Origin of the sequence: Cytobacillus sp. FSL H8-0458 (assembly GCF_038002165.1) — a bacterium.
Classification (GTDB): domain Bacteria; phylum Bacillota; class Bacilli; order Bacillales; family Cytobacillaceae; genus Cytobacillus.
In genome coordinates this window covers 176,958-193,632 of the sequence record NZ_JBBOBR010000002.1, presented here as the reverse complement: position 1 = coordinate 193,632, position 16,675 = coordinate 176,958, and the positions used below count along the sequence as shown (strand labels likewise).

The window sequence follows — 16,675 nt, the reverse complement described above, 5'->3', positions numbered from 1 at the left end:
TTGGCGATTGCCAGGATATTTCCATACAACATTTGCCGTGAATATTGTAAAATGGGGACAGGGGGAATGTACGATGAATTTGAAAGCTGGGTTATGGCAGCAGCAGACAATGAAATTAACAATGACACAGGAGCTGACGCAGGCGATTGCCCTTCTGCAATACAGCACACAGGAGCTTTCTGCTTTCCTGGAAAGCAAGGCGCTTGAAAATCCCCTTTTAAAAGTAGAGTCCGGTCATGTCCAGACGATGGATCCCCGTTATGACCGTGTCAAACCGACAAGGATAAAAGCCGAAAAAGATAAAATAAATTGGATCGAGCAGATTGGCTGCGGAAAAACAATGCTGCTTGGTGAATACTTGAAATCGCAGCTTCATTTGAAATTAAACAGGGATGAACAAAAAGTGATTGAGCATCTTATTGACAGTCTTGATGAAAACGGTTACTTCCGCGCGGATCTAAAGGCGTCAGCCGATGCTCTTAAGATGCCCCTTGAGAAAGCCGAGCAGATGCTTGAAGAGCTGCAGGATCTCGAGCCTGCAGGCGTTGGCGCAAGGAATCTTCAGGAGTGCCTTTCCCTGCAGATTAAGAGATTGCCGGAAGAAAATGAACTGGCTGAAATCATTATAGATGAATACTTTACCCTTTTTGCTGAGAAGAAATGGAAAGAAATCGCAAAAAATCTCGGTGTGGAGCTCAAGGACATACAGGCAGTATTCGACCTTGTGCAGACCTTGAATCCAAGGCCGGCTTCATCTTTCCAGAATGAAAAATCCGCTTATATAACACCGGACGTGATTATTCAGTGGGATGGCAGCTCTTTTTCCGTAAGTGTGTTTGATGAAGTGCTTCCAAAAATCAGTTTTAATGAACCTTATTATAAAAAGTTCTCGGCTAGTGGTGATCGAAATGTCAGCCGCTTCCTGCAGGAAAAGCAGCAGGATTATCAATGGATTATAAGAAGCATCGAGCAAAGGAAAGAGACTCTAGCAAATGTGACTCTTAAAATCGTTGAAAAGCAGCAGGACTTTTTCATAAAAGGGCCTGCACATCTGAAGCCGATGACGATGAAGGAAATATCAGATGAACTCGACATTCATGAATCAACAGTGAGCAGGGCTGTCCGGGAAAAATATGCGCAAACACCATTTGGCACGTATGAACTGAGATCGTTCTTCTCCAGCACGATCAAAACGACTTCTGAAGAGAATACGTCATCACAGCAGGTTAAGACGATTATTAGTAAAATGATAGAAAAAGAAAATAAACAAAAGCCTTTATCCGATCAGGAGCTTGTGAAGCTGCTTAAGGAAAATGAGGGGATGGTTGTCAGCAGAAGGACGATTGCAAAATATCGGGATCAGCTTGGCATCCCGTCATCATCCAAACGGAAAAGGTATGACTGACAAAGGAGATTTGCTGATTGAAACAGCCAGAGCTAGTGTTTTATACACGCAGCAGATGCCCGCTGTGTGATAAAGCTAAAAGTGTGTTAGTGGAATTAAAGAAAGAATATGAATTTAATTTAATTGAAAAAGATATTGATGAGAGCGATGAACTGACTGAGAGGTACGGACTCATGATTCCGGTTGTTGAAATTGATGGGCATGAAGTGCAGTTCGGGCATATTGACCCCATTACAGTAGGTGAAGCGCTTACAGAAAAAAACTGAGTTTTATCTGTTGATTTCAATACTCACTCTTGCTATTATTGAGGAGAAGCAAGGGTGATTTTTTTTACGGTAAGTGGGACATAATATGTCTATGCGGGACAAAAAATGACCACATATGATGAAGGAGCTTTCCGGATGTACTCACTAATAGATATTCAAAAAAGATTATTGCCTGATATGCTTGCGGTTATGCAGAAGCGCTATGGGATTCTTCATTACATAGGGCTGATGGAGCCGGTTGGAAGAAGAAGCCTTGCAGTTAGTTTGGGCTTGACGGAAAGAGTGCTGAGAAGTGAGGTTGAATTCTTAAAAGACCAGAACCTGATCCGTATTTCTAGTACAGGCATGAGTCTTTCTTCCGATGGCAAAGAATTACTCGAAGCTCTTGAAGGCATAATGAGGGATATTTCGGGTATAGCCGTAATGGAGCAGCAATTATCCCGAAAGCTTGGCATTCGCCAGGCGATCATTGTTTCCGGAAACAGCGATGAATCTCCATGGGTGAAGCAGGAGCTTGGCAGAGCCACAGCAATGTGTATGAAATCAAGGCTCAAAGGAAAAAATATCATCGCAGTTACCGGCGGATCCACAATGGCAGCCGTAGCGGAGATGCTTACTCCTGATCTTGCTGACCGCGATTGGCTGTTTGTGCCGGCACGTGGCGGTATAGGAGAAGATGTTAAAAACCAGGCTAACACCATATGTGCGAAAATGGCTGATCATACTGATTCCAGGCACCGTGTCCTGTATGTGCCGGACCAGGTAAGCAGGGAGATGTATGAAAGCATTATTAAAGAACCCAATATTAAAGAAGTAATCACCCAGATCAAATCGGCAAGCATGGTTTTGCACGGGATTGGGGACGCTATAACAATGGCGGAACGCCGCAAAACCAGTGAAAAAGATTTAGTTAAAATCAAGCAAGCCAAAGCAGTCGGTGAATCATTTGGCTATTACTTCAACGAAGGCGGAGAGGTTGTACATAAGGTTCAGACCATCGGCCTTCAGCTGGATGACCTATCACAAATTGAACATGTTATTGCAGTGGCAGGCGGCTCCACAAAGGCTAAGGCCATCGCTGCATATATGAAACGGGCACCATCCTCTACCATACTAGTGACAGACGAAGGTGCAGCAAAACAGTTGATAAAAGGGTAATCCCTTTTCAAATATAAAATCTACCTTTTCAAGGAGGAAATATTCATGGCAGTTAAAGTTGGTATTAACGGATTTGGAAGAATCGGGCGCGTTGTTTTCCGTGCAGCTCTTAAAAACCCTAACGTAGAGGTTGTAGCAGTAAATGACCTTACAGATGCAAACATGCTTGCACACCTTTTAAAATATGATTCCGTACACGGAACTCTAAATGAAGAAGTAACTGTTGACGGCGACTACCTTGTTGTTGGCGGCCATAAAGTAAAAGTTATTGCTGAGCGCGATCCTGCTCAATTAGGATGGGGAGATCTTGGCGTAGAAGTAGTAGTAGAATCTACTGGACGTTTCACAAAGCGTGCTGACGCTGCGAAACATCTTGAAGCTGGTGCTAAAAAAGTAATCATCTCAGCTCCTGCCTCTGACGAAGATATCACAGTTGTTATGGGTGTTAACCATGAGAAATATGATGCTGCAAACCACCATGTGATCTCTAACGCTTCTTGTACAACAAACTGCTTGGCTCCATTTGCAAAAGTATTGAACGACAGCTTCGGCATCAAGCGCGGTATGATGACAACTGTTCACTCATACACAAATGACCAGCAAATCCTTGACTTGCCGCACAAGGACTACCGCCGTGCACGTGCAGCAGCAGAGAACATCATTCCTACAACTACTGGAGCTGCAAAAGCAGTATCACTAGTATTGCCTGAACTAAAAGGCAAATTGAACGGTGGAGCTATGCGTGTTCCAACTCCAAATGTTTCTCTTGTTGACCTTGTTGCTGAGCTTGACAAAGACGTAACTGCTGAAGAAGTGAACAATGCTCTAAAAGCTGCTGCAGAAGGCGACCTGAAAGGCATTCTTGCATACAGCGAAGAGCCATTAGTATCTGGCGACTACAACGGAAACCCTGCATCTTCTACAATCGATGCACTTTCTACAATGGTTATGGAAGGCAACATGGTAAAAGTAATCTCTTGGTATGACAACGAAACTGGTTACTCTAACCGTGTAGTTGACCTTGTTGACTACATCGCTCAAAAGGGACTTTAATCAAAAATATTCGTTTTGCGAAGCATTCACAAGCTGAATTTTTTCTCTGAAAAAACTCCTCATCTTGTTGGATATTCAATTCGCTAGCGTCTATAATGGATAAGGGAAAAAGGGGAGCAGGGAAACATTCCCTCTCCCTTTTGTTTTAAGTAAAACTATTTAACTGGGATGGTGCTTAGCTCCGGAACCTGGAGGCTTGAGTCTATGAGCCGTCAGGCAAGGTGCTCCCGCTTTTCCTGGTAAGGAGGTCCTTTTGCTATGAACAAAAAAAGCGTTAAAGATGTGGAGTTAAAAGGTAAGCGTGTTTTCTGCCGGGTTGATTTCAACGTTCCGATGAAAGAGGGACAAGTAACAGATGAAACTCGCATCAAAGCAGCTCTTCCAACGATTGAATACTTGATGAACCAGGGTGCAAAAGTGATTTTAGCCAGCCATTTGGGCCGTCCGAAGGGTTCCTTTGTTGAAGAATTGCGTTTAACACCAGTAGCAAAGCGTTTGTCCGAGCTTCTTGGCAAAGAGGTGAAGAAGGCGGATGAAGCATATGGTGATTCTGTAAAAGCTATGGTTGACACGTTAAGTGAAGGAGATGTTCTGCTTCTTGAAAACGTGCGTTTCTATTCAGGCGAGGAAAAGAATGATCCTGAGCTAGCAAAGGCATTTGCAGAGCTTGCAGATGTTTATGTAAATGATGCATTCGGAGCAGCACACCGTGCCCATGCTTCAACGGAAGGGATTGCTCAGCATCTTCCTGCCGTATCAGGACTCTTAATGGAAAAAGAACTTGATGTACTTGGAAAAGCTCTTTCAAATCCTGAACGCCCATTTACAGCTATTATCGGCGGTGCAAAGGTGAAAGATAAGATTGGTGTAATTGAAAACCTTCTTGAAAAGGTAGACAACCTGATCATTGGCGGAGGGCTGGCGTATACATTTGTAAAAGCAAACGGCCATGAAGTAGGAAAATCACTTCTGGAAGAAGATAAAATTGATCTTGCAAAGTCGTTTATGAAAAAAGCGAAAGAAAAGGGCGTAAACTTCTACATGCCAGTTGATGTCGTGGTAGCAGACGATTTTTCTGAAGAAGCCAATATTAAAACAGTAGCAATCGAAGAAATCCCTTCTGACTGGGAAGCACTTGATATCGGACCTAAAACGCGCGATATCTACAGTGATGTAATCCAAAATTCAAAGCTTGTCATCTGGAACGGACCAATGGGTGTCTTCGAATTGAATAAATTTGCAGGCGGCACAAGAGCAGTGGCTGAGGCTTTAGCAGAAGCAAACGATACATATTCAGTCATTGGCGGCGGAGATTCTGCAGCTGCAGTTGAAAAATTCCACCTTGCTGACCGCATGAGCCATATCTCAACAGGCGGCGGCGCTTCCCTTGAGTTTATGGAAGGAAAAGCATTGCCTGGCGTAGTTGCTTTAAACGAAAAATAATTTTGGTGGCAGGCACCACCCGAATTTTGTCGAATGTATGACACTAATATAATGCATGAAAGGACGTGCAACATGCGTAAACCAATTATCGCAGGAAACTGGAAAATGCATAAAACACTTCCGGAAGCGAAAGTCTTTCTTGAAGAAATCAACGGCTTAGTGCCTGGGAAAGAGCAGGTAGATACAGTTGTATGTGCACCTGCGCTATTCCTGGAGCGCCTGGTTGAAAACTCAAAGGATTCAGATGTTGAAATCGGCGCACAGAACATGCACTTTGAAGAAAATGGCGCTTTTACCGGTGAAATCAGCCCGGTGGCACTTGAAGATCTTGGGGTGAAATACGTAATCCTCGGTCATTCAGAACGCCGTGAGATGTTCAATGAGACAGACGAGTCTGTTAATAAAAAGACATTGGCTGCTTTCAAATATAATTTAACTCCAATCGTTTGTGTCGGTGAATCCTTAGAACAGCGGGAAAACGGCGAGACAATGGATCTTGTGGGCTTACAGGTTGAGAAGGCCCTAAATGGTTTAACTGAAGAGCAGGTAAAGCAGACTGTTATTGCGTATGAGCCAATCTGGGCAATCGGAACAGGCAAATCTTCAACATCTGCGGATGCAAATGAGGTATGTGCACATATCCGCTCTGTTGTTGCAAAGCAATTTTCACAGGCTGCGGCAGATGCAGTCCGCATTCAGTACGGCGGCAGCGTAAAGCCTGCAAACATTAAAGAATATATGAGCCAGCCTGATATTGATGGAGCTCTTGTTGGCGGTGCCAGCTTACAGCCTACGGACTTTCTTCAATTATTGGAGGCAGGCAAGAATGAGTAAATCTCCAGTTGCATTAATCATCTTAGATGGTTTCGCATTGCGTGGGGAGCGGATGGGAAACGCCGTTGCCCAGGCAAAGAAGCCAAACTTCGAACGCTACTGGAATACCTACCCTAACGCAACGCTGACAGCAAGCGGCGAAGCAGTAGGTCTTCCGGAAGGGCAAATGGGAAACTCGGAAGTAGGACACTTAAACATCGGCGCAGGCCGGATTGTTTATCAGAGCCTGACAAGAGTGAATGTGGCTATTCGTGAGGGGCAGTTTGAGAAAAACGATACGTTCCGTTCTGCGATTGACCATGTAAAAAAAAATGGCACAGATCTTCATCTGATGGGACTTCTCTCAGATGGGGGAGTTCACAGCCATATTCAGCACTTATTTGCGCTGCTTCGCATGGCTGCTGAGGAAGGCGTGAAGAATGTCTATGTTCATGGATTCCTGGATGGACGTGATGTTGGCCCGCAAACCGCAGCAGGCTATATTAAAGAAGCGCAGGAAAAAATGAAAGAATACGGAGTCGGAGAATTTGCGACGATTTCCGGCCGTTATTATTCCATGGACCGCGACAAACGCTGGGAGCGTGTTGAAAAGTCTTACCGTTCCATGGTGTATGGCGATGGCCCTGCATATAACAACCCTTTGGATTTAGTTGAAGATAACTATAAGAATGGTATCTTTGATGAGTTCGTCATTCCATCTGTCATTACTGCAGAAGATGGGAAGCCGGTTGCAACGATTAAGAAGGATGATGCAGTTATTTTTTATAACTTCCGTCCGGACCGGGCAATTCAGATTTCAAACACGTTTACAAACAAAGACTTCCGTTCCTTTGACAGAGGGCCAGGACATCCTGAGAACTTGTTCTTCGTTTGTTTGACCCACTTCAGTGAAACGGTTGATGGATATGTTGCGTTTAAACCGACGAACCTTGATAATACCCTGGGTGAGGTTTTAGCGCAAAACGGAAAAACACAGCTCCGCATTGCTGAAACAGAGAAATACCCTCACGTAACGTTCTTTATGAGCGGCGGGCGTGAAGAGAAGTTCCCTGGTGAAGAACGGATCCTGATCAACTCACCTAAAGTAGCTACCTATGACCTTAAGCCTGAAATGAGTGCTTATGAAGTGACGGACGCGTTGCTGAAGGAAGTAGAAGCTGACAATTTCGATGCGATCATCCTGAACTTTGCCAACCCGGACATGGTGGGGCACTCAGGCATGCTTGAGCCAACAATCAAGGCGGTTGAAACGGTTGACGAATGCCTTGGCAAAATTGTTGACCTGATTATTTCAAAAGGCGGAAAAGCGATCATCACAGCTGACCACGGAAATGCCGATGAGGTTGTTACGTTAGAAGGCAGTCCGATGACTGCCCACACAACAAACCCGGTTCCAGTCATCGTCACACAGGACGGCGCAGAACTCCGTACAGACGGTATATTAGGAGACCTTGCTCCAACTGTTCTGGACCTGCTTGGACTGGAAAAACCGGCCGAAATGACAGGAACCTCATTACTGAAAAAATAACTGGTGACAGGCACCACCCGAATTTTGTCGAAAGCGATTTTTTATAAAAAAGGAGAGATTTACTATGCCATTTATCGAACAAGTATATGCACGTGAAGTATTGGATTCCCGCGGTAACCCGACAGTTGAAGTTGAAGTTTTAACAGAATCAGGATTCTTTGGACGCGCGATTGTTCCTTCTGGAGCATCAACTGGTGAGCACGAAGCAGTAGAACTTCGTGACGGCGACAAGTCCCGCTACCTTGGAAAAGGTGTTCAAAAAGCGGTAGACAACGTGAACAACCTGATTGCAGAAGCTGTAATCGGCTTGGACGTAACAGACCAGGTTGGCATCGACCGCACAATGATCGCGTTAGATGGAACGGAAAACAAAGGAAAGCTTGGCGCTAACGCAATCCTTGGCGTATCCATGGCTTGTGCACATGCAGCTGCTGAGTCTGTAGGACTACCTTTATACCGTTACCTTGGAGGCTTCAACGCGAAGCAGCTTCCAACACCAATGATGAACATCATCAACGGCGGATCTCATGCTGACAATAACGTGGACTTCCAGGAATTCATGATCATGCCTGTAGGAGCGCCTACTTTCAAGGAAGCCATCCGCATGGGTGCTGAAGTATTCCATTCATTGAAAAAAGTTTTATCTGGCAAAGGTCTTAACACTGCTGTAGGTGACGAAGGCGGATTCGCTCCAAACCTTGGTTCTAACCGTGAAGCTCTTGAAGTTATCATCGAAGCGATCTCTAACGCTGGCTACGAAGCTGGCAAAGACATCTACCTTGCAATGGACGTTGCTTCTTCTGAGTTCTATAACAAAGAAACTGGCAAATACGATCTTGCAGGCGAAGGCCGCACTGGTTTATCTTCAGAAGATATGGTTAACTTCTACGAAGAGCTTGTAAACGAGTTCCCAATCATCTCAATTGAAGATGGTCTTGACGAAAACGACTGGGAAGGCCATAAGCTATTAACTGACCGCATCGGCGGAAAAGTTCAGCTTGTTGGTGACGACTTGTTCGTTACAAACACGAAGAAGCTTGCTCAAGGAATTGAGCAGGGCGTAGGCAACTCAATCCTGATCAAAGTAAACCAAATCGGTACATTAACAGAAACTTTCGAAGCAATCGAAATGGCGAAGCGTGCCGGCTACACTGCAGTTGTTTCCCACCGTTCCGGTGAAACAGAAGATGCGACAATCGCTGACATCGCTGTTGCAACAAACGCTGGCCAGATCAAAACTGGTTCAATGTCCCGTACAGACCGTATCGCAAAATACAACCAGCTTCTTCGCATCGAAGACGAGCTTGGCGATTTAGCTGTATACGATGGCTTAAAATCTTTCTATAACTTGAGCAAGTAATCTTGCTTGTGCAGCCGTCCCGGGTGGGGCGGCTGTTTTTTGATGGCCTTTTTGGCTTGGCCGGTAAATGGGGCAGTTTGGCCGGTATTTTTCCAGTTTTGGCCGGTAAATATTAAATATTGGCCGGTAAACAATCATTTTCGGCCGGTAAAATGAAGTCATTCAAAAAAATCGGCAGACAATTGATAGGTTCTGTCCTTAAATGAACCTGAATAGGGAAGTTTCATCCCAGTAAGCAGCTTTTTCGCAATATTTGAGGAGGATAGATGGGTGAATTCCCGAAATTGCTGATTCGTTATGGAGGAACTGATTAAAAGAAGGTAATCATGGAGGGTTCTAATATGTGCTTCCTTATCAGCAGAATGGCAACTGCCGCATTTCCAGGTGCCTCGCATCCTTTTCATTGAAAATTTGCTGCAGGCAGAACATTGAATCCCGGTGATAATCTCTTTTATATCAATGTCATAGTATTTCAGAACATTGTAATTAGCAGGAGTGTGTTCTTTAATAATAGCTCTGCTTAACTTTCTGATCTCTCTGTATGTTAATTTCTCTTTTGGATATTTCACTTTTAGCTTTTCTATCCTTTCTCTCAAATGGCTCGCATGCAGCACCTTTTCTAAGGCCATTTTGTGATAAGAGGAAGTCTTGATAACAGTAGAAGGATTGCTGATTACAACAAGGTACTCAATCGGTGTGCGAATCTTTCTATCAGCCAACAATTTTGCAAGTTCCTTTTGCTGTCTTTCAGCTTGTATCAATGGATCAAGAAACCCTCTTTCATTCTCATGCTTGCTCTGAATCAGCTGATTAAATGTGGGGTCAAAATAAATAGTGCCGGAGATGTTCTTAATTTCGAGGATAATAAGGAAGTTTGAACATAGTAGTAGCACATCGATTTGATAGAAGCCGCCGTATTCGTTGGAAAGCCGAATATCCTTCAGGATTATGAACCCGGCTAAATCTTTTAAGAAATAATCTACAGCTTCTTCTCCACGAAAACCAGCTCTCCGCTTGATTAGATCATTTTCAATTAATGCTCTTTTCGAATGCGTTCCTGGCAGCCTTCTCAACAGTACCTCCATACTTCTTATAAAATCAGGAACCTTTCGTTCTTTTACTATCACAGGCATCAGTCCTTTCACAATACAAATTCTCTCAACTGCTATAAAAGTCCTTCCAGCTAACAGGTCCTGCCAAAATCTTATTGTTTATACAACCAATATGTGATAAATTAAGAATAATGTGATTGTACGTTTTCAGGAGGTGGCTTCATGCATACATTATTGATTACCCTTTTAGTCATTGTTTCGATTGGCCTTATTGTAGTTGTACTCCTTCAGTCTGGTAAAAGCGCAGGTCTTTCCGGTGCCATTTCAGGGGGAGCTGAGCAGCTTTTTGGAAAACAAAAAGCACGCGGTATTGATCTGGTTCTTCACCGCATCACGGTTGTTCTTTCTGTCTTATTCTTTGTACTTACTGTTTTAGTTTCTTATTTTGCGATATAAATGAACGCAGCGCCTGGCCTTCAGAAGGTCAGGCTTTTATTTTTCTTCGGCAGTTTTCGCTTAAGAAAGCTTTTTATTGGCATGTTCCCCCGCTGTTTGCTAAAAATAAGGAATGCAGATTCAATCAAACGTTTGATTAATAAAATTATAGGAATCATAAGGTAAAAGGAGTTTTATCAATGAGAGTTGTTGCACCAAAACCGTTTACATTTGGAAATGGAAAAAGAGCAGTCCTGCTGCTGCATGGTTTTACCGGAAATACAGCAGATGTCAGAATGATGGCAAGGTTTCTCGAAACTAAGGGCTATACCTGCCATGCACCGCAATATAAGGGACATGGGGTTCCGCCCGAAGAGCTTGTTCATACAGGCCCGGAAGACTGGTGGAAAGATGTGATGGAAGGGTACGAATTTCTAAAAAACAAGGGACATAAAGAAATTGCAGTGGCCGGACTTTCACTTGGCGGCGTATTTTCCCTTAAATTGGGTTACACTGTACCTGTAAAGGGTATTGTCCCGATGTGCGCACCTATGTACATAAAAAGTGAAGAAGTCATGTATGAAGGAATTCTGAGCTACGCAAGAGAATATAAAAGACTTGAAGGAAAGCTGGAAGACCAAATTGAGCAGGAAATGGAAGAGTTCCAGAAAACACCGATGAATACATTAAAGGCACTCCAGGAGCTGATCGCGGATGTGCGCAATCATGTGGATATGATTTACTCTCCGACATTTGTGGTACAGGCACGACATGACCATATGATCAACACGGATAGTGCCAACATCATATTCAATGAAGTGGAGAATGACTTAAAGCAGCTCAAGTGGTACGAAGAATCCGGGCACGTAATAACTCTGGATAAAGAGCGTGACCAGCTGCATGAAGATGTTTATGAGTTTTTAGAAACGCTTGATTGGGAAGAATAATGACAAAAGAAAATCTCCCTGAGGAGGGATGAAGATATGGAAAATAATATACAACAGCTGATCGATAAGCTGCTTCATTATATGAAGGATGAAGCCTATAAGCCATTGACGGTTCAGGAGCTTGAAGCTGCATTTGGAATTGAGGATTCCACAGGCTTCAAAGATTTCGTTAAGGCGCTTGTTGTCATGGAGGAAAAAGGGCTTGTCGTCAGAACGAGAAGCAATCGCTATGGCCTGCCTGAAAAAATGAATCTTATCCGCGGGAAGCTTTCCGGCCATGCAAAGGGATTTGCCTTTGTTATTCCGGAAGAGCAGGGAATGGATGACATATTTATTCCGCCCAATGAAACTAACAACGCCTTAAATGGCGATATTGTTCTGGCCCGTGTGACGTCTGAGAGTTCTGGCCAGAGGCGGGAAGGTACGATTGTCCGCATCTTAGAGCGCGGTGTGACACAAATTGTCGGAACCTATACGGAAAGCAAGCACTTTGGATTTGTTATTCCGGATGATAAAAAGTTTGCCAGCGATATTTTTATCCCCAAAGCAGCATCAAAAGGTGCGGTTGAAGGGCATAAGGTCGTTGTAAAACTGACCACTTATCCAGAAGGCAGAAAGAGTGCAGAAGGAGAGGTTATCGACATACTTGGGCATAAAAATGACCCGGGTGTGGATATCCTATCTGTTATTCACAAGCATGGCCTTCCGCTTGAGTTCCCGGATGAGGTGCTTAAGCAGGCTGAGGAAACGCCGGATACGATTGATCCAAGTGAACTTGAAAACCGCCGTGACTTGAGAAATGAAGTTATTGTCACAATAGACGGTGCAGATGCAAAGGATCTTGATGATGCAGTAATGGTTAAAAAAATGGATAACGGCAATTACAAGCTTGGCGTTCATATTGCCGATGTCACATACTATGTCCGTGAGGATTCCCCGATTGACAGGGAAGCGGAAGAGCGGGCAACCTCTGTGTATTTAGTGGACCGGGTCATCCCGATGATACCGCATCGCTTATCAAATGGCATTTGCTCATTGAATCCGAAAGTCGACCGGCTTACCCTTTCTTGTGAGATGGAAATCACATCGGATGGAGAAGTGGTGAATCACGAGATTTTCCAGAGTGTGATTAAAACAACGGAACGGATGACTTATTCAGATGTGAATAAGATTTTAGAAGAGCAGGACGAAGAACTTATCAACAGGTACCAATCGCTTGTGCCGATGTTCGAACTGATGAAGGAGCTTTCTCTGATCCTGCGTAAAAAGAGAATGCATCGCGGAGCCATCGACTTTGATTTTAAAGAAGCGAAGGTCATTGTGGATGAAGAGGGCAACCCGACAGAAATCGCATTGCGCGAACGCTCGATTGCAGAGCGCCTGATTGAAGAGTTTATGCTCGCAGCCAATGAAACTGTTGCTGAGCACTTCCATTGGATGGATGTACCGTTCATTTACCGTATCCATGAAGATCCGAAGGAAGATAAGCTCAGAAGATTTTTCGAGTTTATCACAAACTTCGGCTATATCGTAAAAGGAACAGCTAATTCCGTTCACCCGCGGGCCCTTCAGGAAATCATTGAAGAGGTTCAGGGAAAACCGGAAGAAATGGTTGTCAGCACAGTGATGCTGCGCTCTATGCAGCAGGCGAAATACTTTGAAGAGAGTCTTGGGCACTTCGGGTTATCAACAGAGTTTTACACACACTTCACATCACCGATCCGCCGTTACCCGGACTTAATTGTCCACAGACTAATCCGTACCTACCTAATTGAAGGTAAGCTGGATCAGGCGACAAGGGAAAAGTGGAACGTACAGCTGCCTGATATTGCCGAGCACTCTTCCAATATGGAGCGCCGTGCAGTTGAAGCAGAACGCGAAACAGATGAATTGAAGAAAGCGGAATATATGGCTGATAAAATCGGCGAGGAATATGATGGAATCATCAGCTCTGTTACAAACTTTGGCATGTTTGTCGAGCTTCCAAACACGATTGAAGGACTTATCCATGTCAGCTATATGACAGACGATTATTACCGCTATGACGAGCGCCAGATGGCGATGATCGGGGAGCGTACAGGCAATGTCTACCGCATTGGCGACGAGATTACAGTCCGTGTCGTTAATGTAAACAAAGACGAACGCTCAATTGATTTTGAAATCGTCGGCATGAAGGGAACCCGCAGACGGGAAACTCGGGAAGCGCCTAAGGTGTTCAAGACAGGCAGCACCGAGAAAAAGCCGCGCAGAGGGAAGTCTGATCAGGGCAAAGGAAACAGTTCAGGCGGCCCAAGAAAGAAAAAAGAGAAAAAGCATTACGAAAATGCGCCAAAAGCAAAGCGGAAGAAAAAGAAGCGGTAAAAGCGGGAGGGCCTTAAAGGCTCTCTCTTTCCTTCCCGGCAGGGCTCCGCGTTGAGAGGGGCACGCAATTTTGCTATAATAGAGGAACCGCTAGAGAACGGATGCTGCATTTCCTGATAACAGGAAAGGGGAGCAAAGGGGGATACAACATGCCAAAAGGAACTGGCAAAATGGTTGCGCAAAATAAAAAGGCCTATCATGACTATGCTATAGAAGAAACATATGAAGCGGGAATTGTTCTGCAGGGGACGGAGATTAAATCGATCCGAGCGGGAAAGGTGAATCTGAAGGACTCATATGCAAGAATTCAAAACAATGAAATCTATCTTTTCGGCATGCATGTCAGTCCTTATGAGCAGGGTAACCGCTACAATCACGATCCGCTAAGGACCAGAAAGCTTCTGCTGCACAGAAAAGAAATCAGCAAGCTGATTGGTGAGTCGAAGGAAGTCGGCTACTCGATCGTTCCATTAAAAATGTACCTCAAGAATGGTTATGCAAAAGTTTTAATTGGCCTGGCGAGGGGTAAAAAGAAATATGACAAGCGTGAAGATCTGAAAAAGAAAGAAGCCAAGCGTGAGGTTGAGCGTGCTTTCCGTGAAAGGCAGAAAATGTAAATCCAGAACCTTACAATTGAAAAATTTGCTCAGTGTGCTATAATAGTAATTGTCACAGCGAGTGACACAAACTTTAGCTCATCTATTTCGAGCTTATCCGAACGTCAGCGTGCTGAATAAGATTCGGCGCAGACCTATTATAATGGGGACGCTACGGATTCGACAGGGATAGTTCGAGCTTAGGTTGCGAGTCGAGGGGATCGGCCTCGTTAAAACGTCAAAGCCAATAACTGGCAAAACTCAAAACAACTTCGCTTTAGCTGCCTAATAGGCCTTTAGCGGTTCGCCCCTCCATCGCCCATGTGGTAGGGTAGCGGACTCACTCTTAGTGGGCTACGCCGGATTCCACCGCCTGAGGATGAAGGAAGAGAACAACCAGGCTAGCTGGCCGGACGCCCGTCGATAGGCATAAGGATCAGCGAATCGCGAATATATCGACTACACTCGTAGAAGCTTAAGTGCCGATATTTCTGGACGTGGGTTCGATTAATTATTAGTCGCCTTGTGTGGCAACACACAAGTGAAAATTCGGCTTTATCGGTGAAACCTAAGTCGCCTGACTGGCGATAAGGCAATGCCGAGCGGTATGTGGAGCAATCCAACAGCCGTGTATCGACTTATAGGCTGCCACAGAAGTGGTAGTACTAGGATGCGGAATCCTGCCTGATCATCAGGTAAATTTATATTTCGCATAATACGCCGAAGGACCTGTAAAGACAGGTTCAAGATATAGTCAGTGCCATGTCGAAAGCATGGAAGTGCACGTCCCACCGTCTCCACCAAATACATATTTGGTGGTTTTTTATTTGTTATTGTGACGTAAAGCATAAAATTTCCGTTTGGAAACTTTATACTTTATTTTTTTTAGGAAATTTTATGCTTTATTATTTCTTGTTGAATTAAAGCTACTCGTTAATGCAGTATGAAGCTAGTCTATTTTTCCTGATTCTGGCACTTACAAGGACTAAGGAAGCATCTCGAATATCCTCAAAATACTCTATGCGCTATAATTTCCGTTCTTCCCATGACTAGTAATCATTCTTCTGTGACAAAGGAACAACTTTTCTTGTGCAATTTGTACCGTTTGCGTTGTCAAAAATAATATTAAAGAGATATTTTTAATACATCAGTAAATGTCTTGATAGCCATTTAATGCCCTCCATATATGATCGATCCAATTTGTTTTAATTTACCCTGTTCATTACAATAATAACTTCAATCAAAGAAGCATTATCCTTCTTGTAGAAATGCCCCTATTAATTGAAAAAGCCTCACGGGTTTTATTTAGTATTTTGTATGGTTCTTTATCTTAACTGCTGCAAAAAATTTATAAATAATTGGTCAATTGATATACCTTTCTGAAAAAAGAGCAAACTGCCATTATTTTAGTCGGTTAGTGAAAAATCCTTTTTGATTTGTACAATCCCTCTATTTGTTATTTCTGCAATATATTTCAATAAATCATCATAATTTTCTCGATTATTTAGTTTTTTAAATTTCTCAGCAACACCCTCAAAACCTTGAAAATATTCACTATGATAATTTGGGTTGTTATAAATTTTAATAAATTCGAGATAATCTTTTGCATCCATTTTATCTTTAATTTGAATAAGAATATCATTCCAATTTTTAATTCTATTTTTATGAATAGGCTTTCTTACTCCGAGTTCCTTATTTTCTTCATTTTTTATCTGTTGAATAAATTGTTCTACTTCAAGTATATATTGAAAAAGCTCGTTTCTGTTTTTGTTATCCAATTCCATTAGTATTTTTTTATATTGATTATAACGTACTTTCCTATGATGTAATTTTTCTTCTATTTTGTTTGCTTCTTTCTTCTTATCAATATTTTCCTTTATAACCTTGCCCCCAGCACTCAAAGCAGTTATTGTTGCCGTAATTTCTTTGCGGTTTTCTATAATTAGTTTTCCTACTTTTTTCCCCTTCTCAATAATTGGTCCGATTCTACCCATATGCCCCACCTTTTATAAAAGAGTTAGTTTTTATTTAATTAAATTCGACGGTGGATAGACCGTTTCCTTCTTAAATTAGCCTGCCTCTATAGTTAAAGAAAAATGCTGTAAAAACAAAATTTAAATCAAACTTTATTTTAAATTTTTCGAACAAGATTTAAGTGATCATTCTATATTATAAAACTATTATTAATCTTTGATCTCACTGTGTAACGTATACTCGCGAATTTTTACAAATCTTAA

14 protein-coding genes and 1 other RNA gene are annotated in these 16,675 nt (G+C 43.1%); 13 read left to right on the top strand and 2 right to left on the bottom strand.

What is annotated here, in order from left to right:
- The first annotated feature begins 73 nt into the window (after positions 1-73).
- The 8 genes from rpoN (at position 74) to eno (ending at position 9,047) form a co-directional block, all read left to right on the top strand.
- Positions 74-1,405 (top strand): RNA polymerase factor sigma-54, encoded by a 1,332-nt coding sequence (rpoN, locus tag NYE23_RS22320; protein WP_341081225.1) that lies wholly within the window; start codon positions 74-76, stop codon positions 1,403-1,405.
- Positions 1,406-1,422: 17 nt separating this feature from the next.
- Positions 1,423-1,671 carry a glutaredoxin family protein gene (locus NYE23_RS22315; RefSeq protein ID WP_341081224.1) on the top strand — a complete coding sequence of 83 codons (249 nt, stop codon included), beginning with the start codon at positions 1,423-1,425 and terminating at the stop codon, positions 1,669-1,671.
- Positions 1,672-1,806: 135 nt separating this feature from the next.
- Complete coding sequence (locus tag NYE23_RS22310; protein WP_341081222.1) at positions 1,807-2,829, top strand: sugar-binding transcriptional regulator; 1,023 nt, start codon at positions 1,807-1,809, stop codon at positions 2,827-2,829.
- Positions 2,830-2,874: 45 nt separating this feature from the next.
- Entirely contained in the window at positions 2,875-3,882 is a 1,008-nt protein-coding gene (gap, locus tag NYE23_RS22305; protein WP_341081221.1) for a type I glyceraldehyde-3-phosphate dehydrogenase, read from the top strand.
- 258 nt (positions 3,883-4,140) lie between these two features.
- Positions 4,141-5,325, top strand: a complete 1,185-nt coding sequence (locus NYE23_RS22300; protein ID WP_341081219.1) for a phosphoglycerate kinase — start codon at positions 4,141-4,143, stop codon at positions 5,323-5,325.
- A 72-nt stretch (positions 5,326-5,397) separates the two neighbouring features.
- A complete protein-coding gene (tpiA, locus tag NYE23_RS22295) occupies positions 5,398-6,159 on the top strand; it encodes a triose-phosphate isomerase (protein WP_341081217.1) in 762 nt (253 codons plus the stop codon).
- Positions 6,152-7,687 (top strand): 2,3-bisphosphoglycerate-independent phosphoglycerate mutase, encoded by a 1,536-nt coding sequence (gpmI, locus tag NYE23_RS22290; protein ID WP_341081216.1) that lies wholly within the window; start codon positions 6,152-6,154, stop codon positions 7,685-7,687. The genes tpiA and gpmI overlap by 8 nt, the downstream gene beginning before the upstream one ends.
- 64 nt (positions 7,688-7,751) lie before the next feature.
- Positions 7,752-9,047, top strand: a complete 1,296-nt coding sequence (gene eno / locus NYE23_RS22285) for a phosphopyruvate hydratase (protein WP_341081214.1) — start codon at positions 7,752-7,754, stop codon at positions 9,045-9,047.
- A 158-nt stretch (positions 9,048-9,205) separates the two neighbouring features.
- Here the strand turns inward: eno and NYE23_RS22280 are convergent, their stop codons facing one another.
- Complete coding sequence (locus NYE23_RS22280; protein WP_341081213.1) at positions 9,206-10,120, bottom strand: nuclease-related domain-containing protein; 915 nt, start codon at positions 10,118-10,120, stop codon at positions 9,206-9,208.
- 201 nt (positions 10,121-10,321) lie between these two features.
- Here NYE23_RS22280 and secG point away from each other — a divergent pair, with 201 nt between their 5' ends.
- From secG to ssrA, 5 genes are all read left to right on the top strand, one after another.
- Positions 10,322-10,555: a preprotein translocase subunit SecG gene (gene secG / locus NYE23_RS22275; protein WP_035329304.1), complete on the top strand. Its 234-nt coding sequence runs from the start codon at positions 10,322-10,324 to the stop codon at positions 10,553-10,555.
- A 179-nt stretch (positions 10,556-10,734) separates the two neighbouring features.
- Positions 10,735-11,481 (top strand): alpha/beta hydrolase, encoded by a 747-nt coding sequence (locus NYE23_RS22270; RefSeq protein ID WP_341081209.1) that lies wholly within the window; start codon positions 10,735-10,737, stop codon positions 11,479-11,481.
- A gap of 36 nt (positions 11,482-11,517) precedes the next feature.
- Complete coding sequence (gene rnr / locus NYE23_RS22265; RefSeq protein ID WP_341081207.1) at positions 11,518-13,842, top strand: ribonuclease R; 2,325 nt, start codon at positions 11,518-11,520, stop codon at positions 13,840-13,842.
- Between the two features lie 149 nt (positions 13,843-13,991).
- Positions 13,992-14,459, top strand: a complete 468-nt coding sequence (gene smpB / locus NYE23_RS22260; RefSeq protein WP_009331807.1) for an SsrA-binding protein SmpB — start codon at positions 13,992-13,994, stop codon at positions 14,457-14,459.
- Positions 14,460-14,611: 152 nt separating this feature from the next.
- Positions 14,612-14,948: a transfer-messenger RNA gene (gene ssrA / locus NYE23_RS22255) on the top strand.
- 896 nt (positions 14,949-15,844) lie between these two features.
- On the opposite strand, the gene NYE23_RS22250 is transcribed toward ssrA, so the two are convergent.
- Positions 15,845-16,432: a hypothetical protein gene (locus NYE23_RS22250; RefSeq protein ID WP_341081205.1), complete on the bottom strand. Its 588-nt coding sequence runs from the start codon at positions 16,430-16,432 to the stop codon at positions 15,845-15,847.
- Positions 16,433-16,675 lie beyond the last annotated feature (243 nt).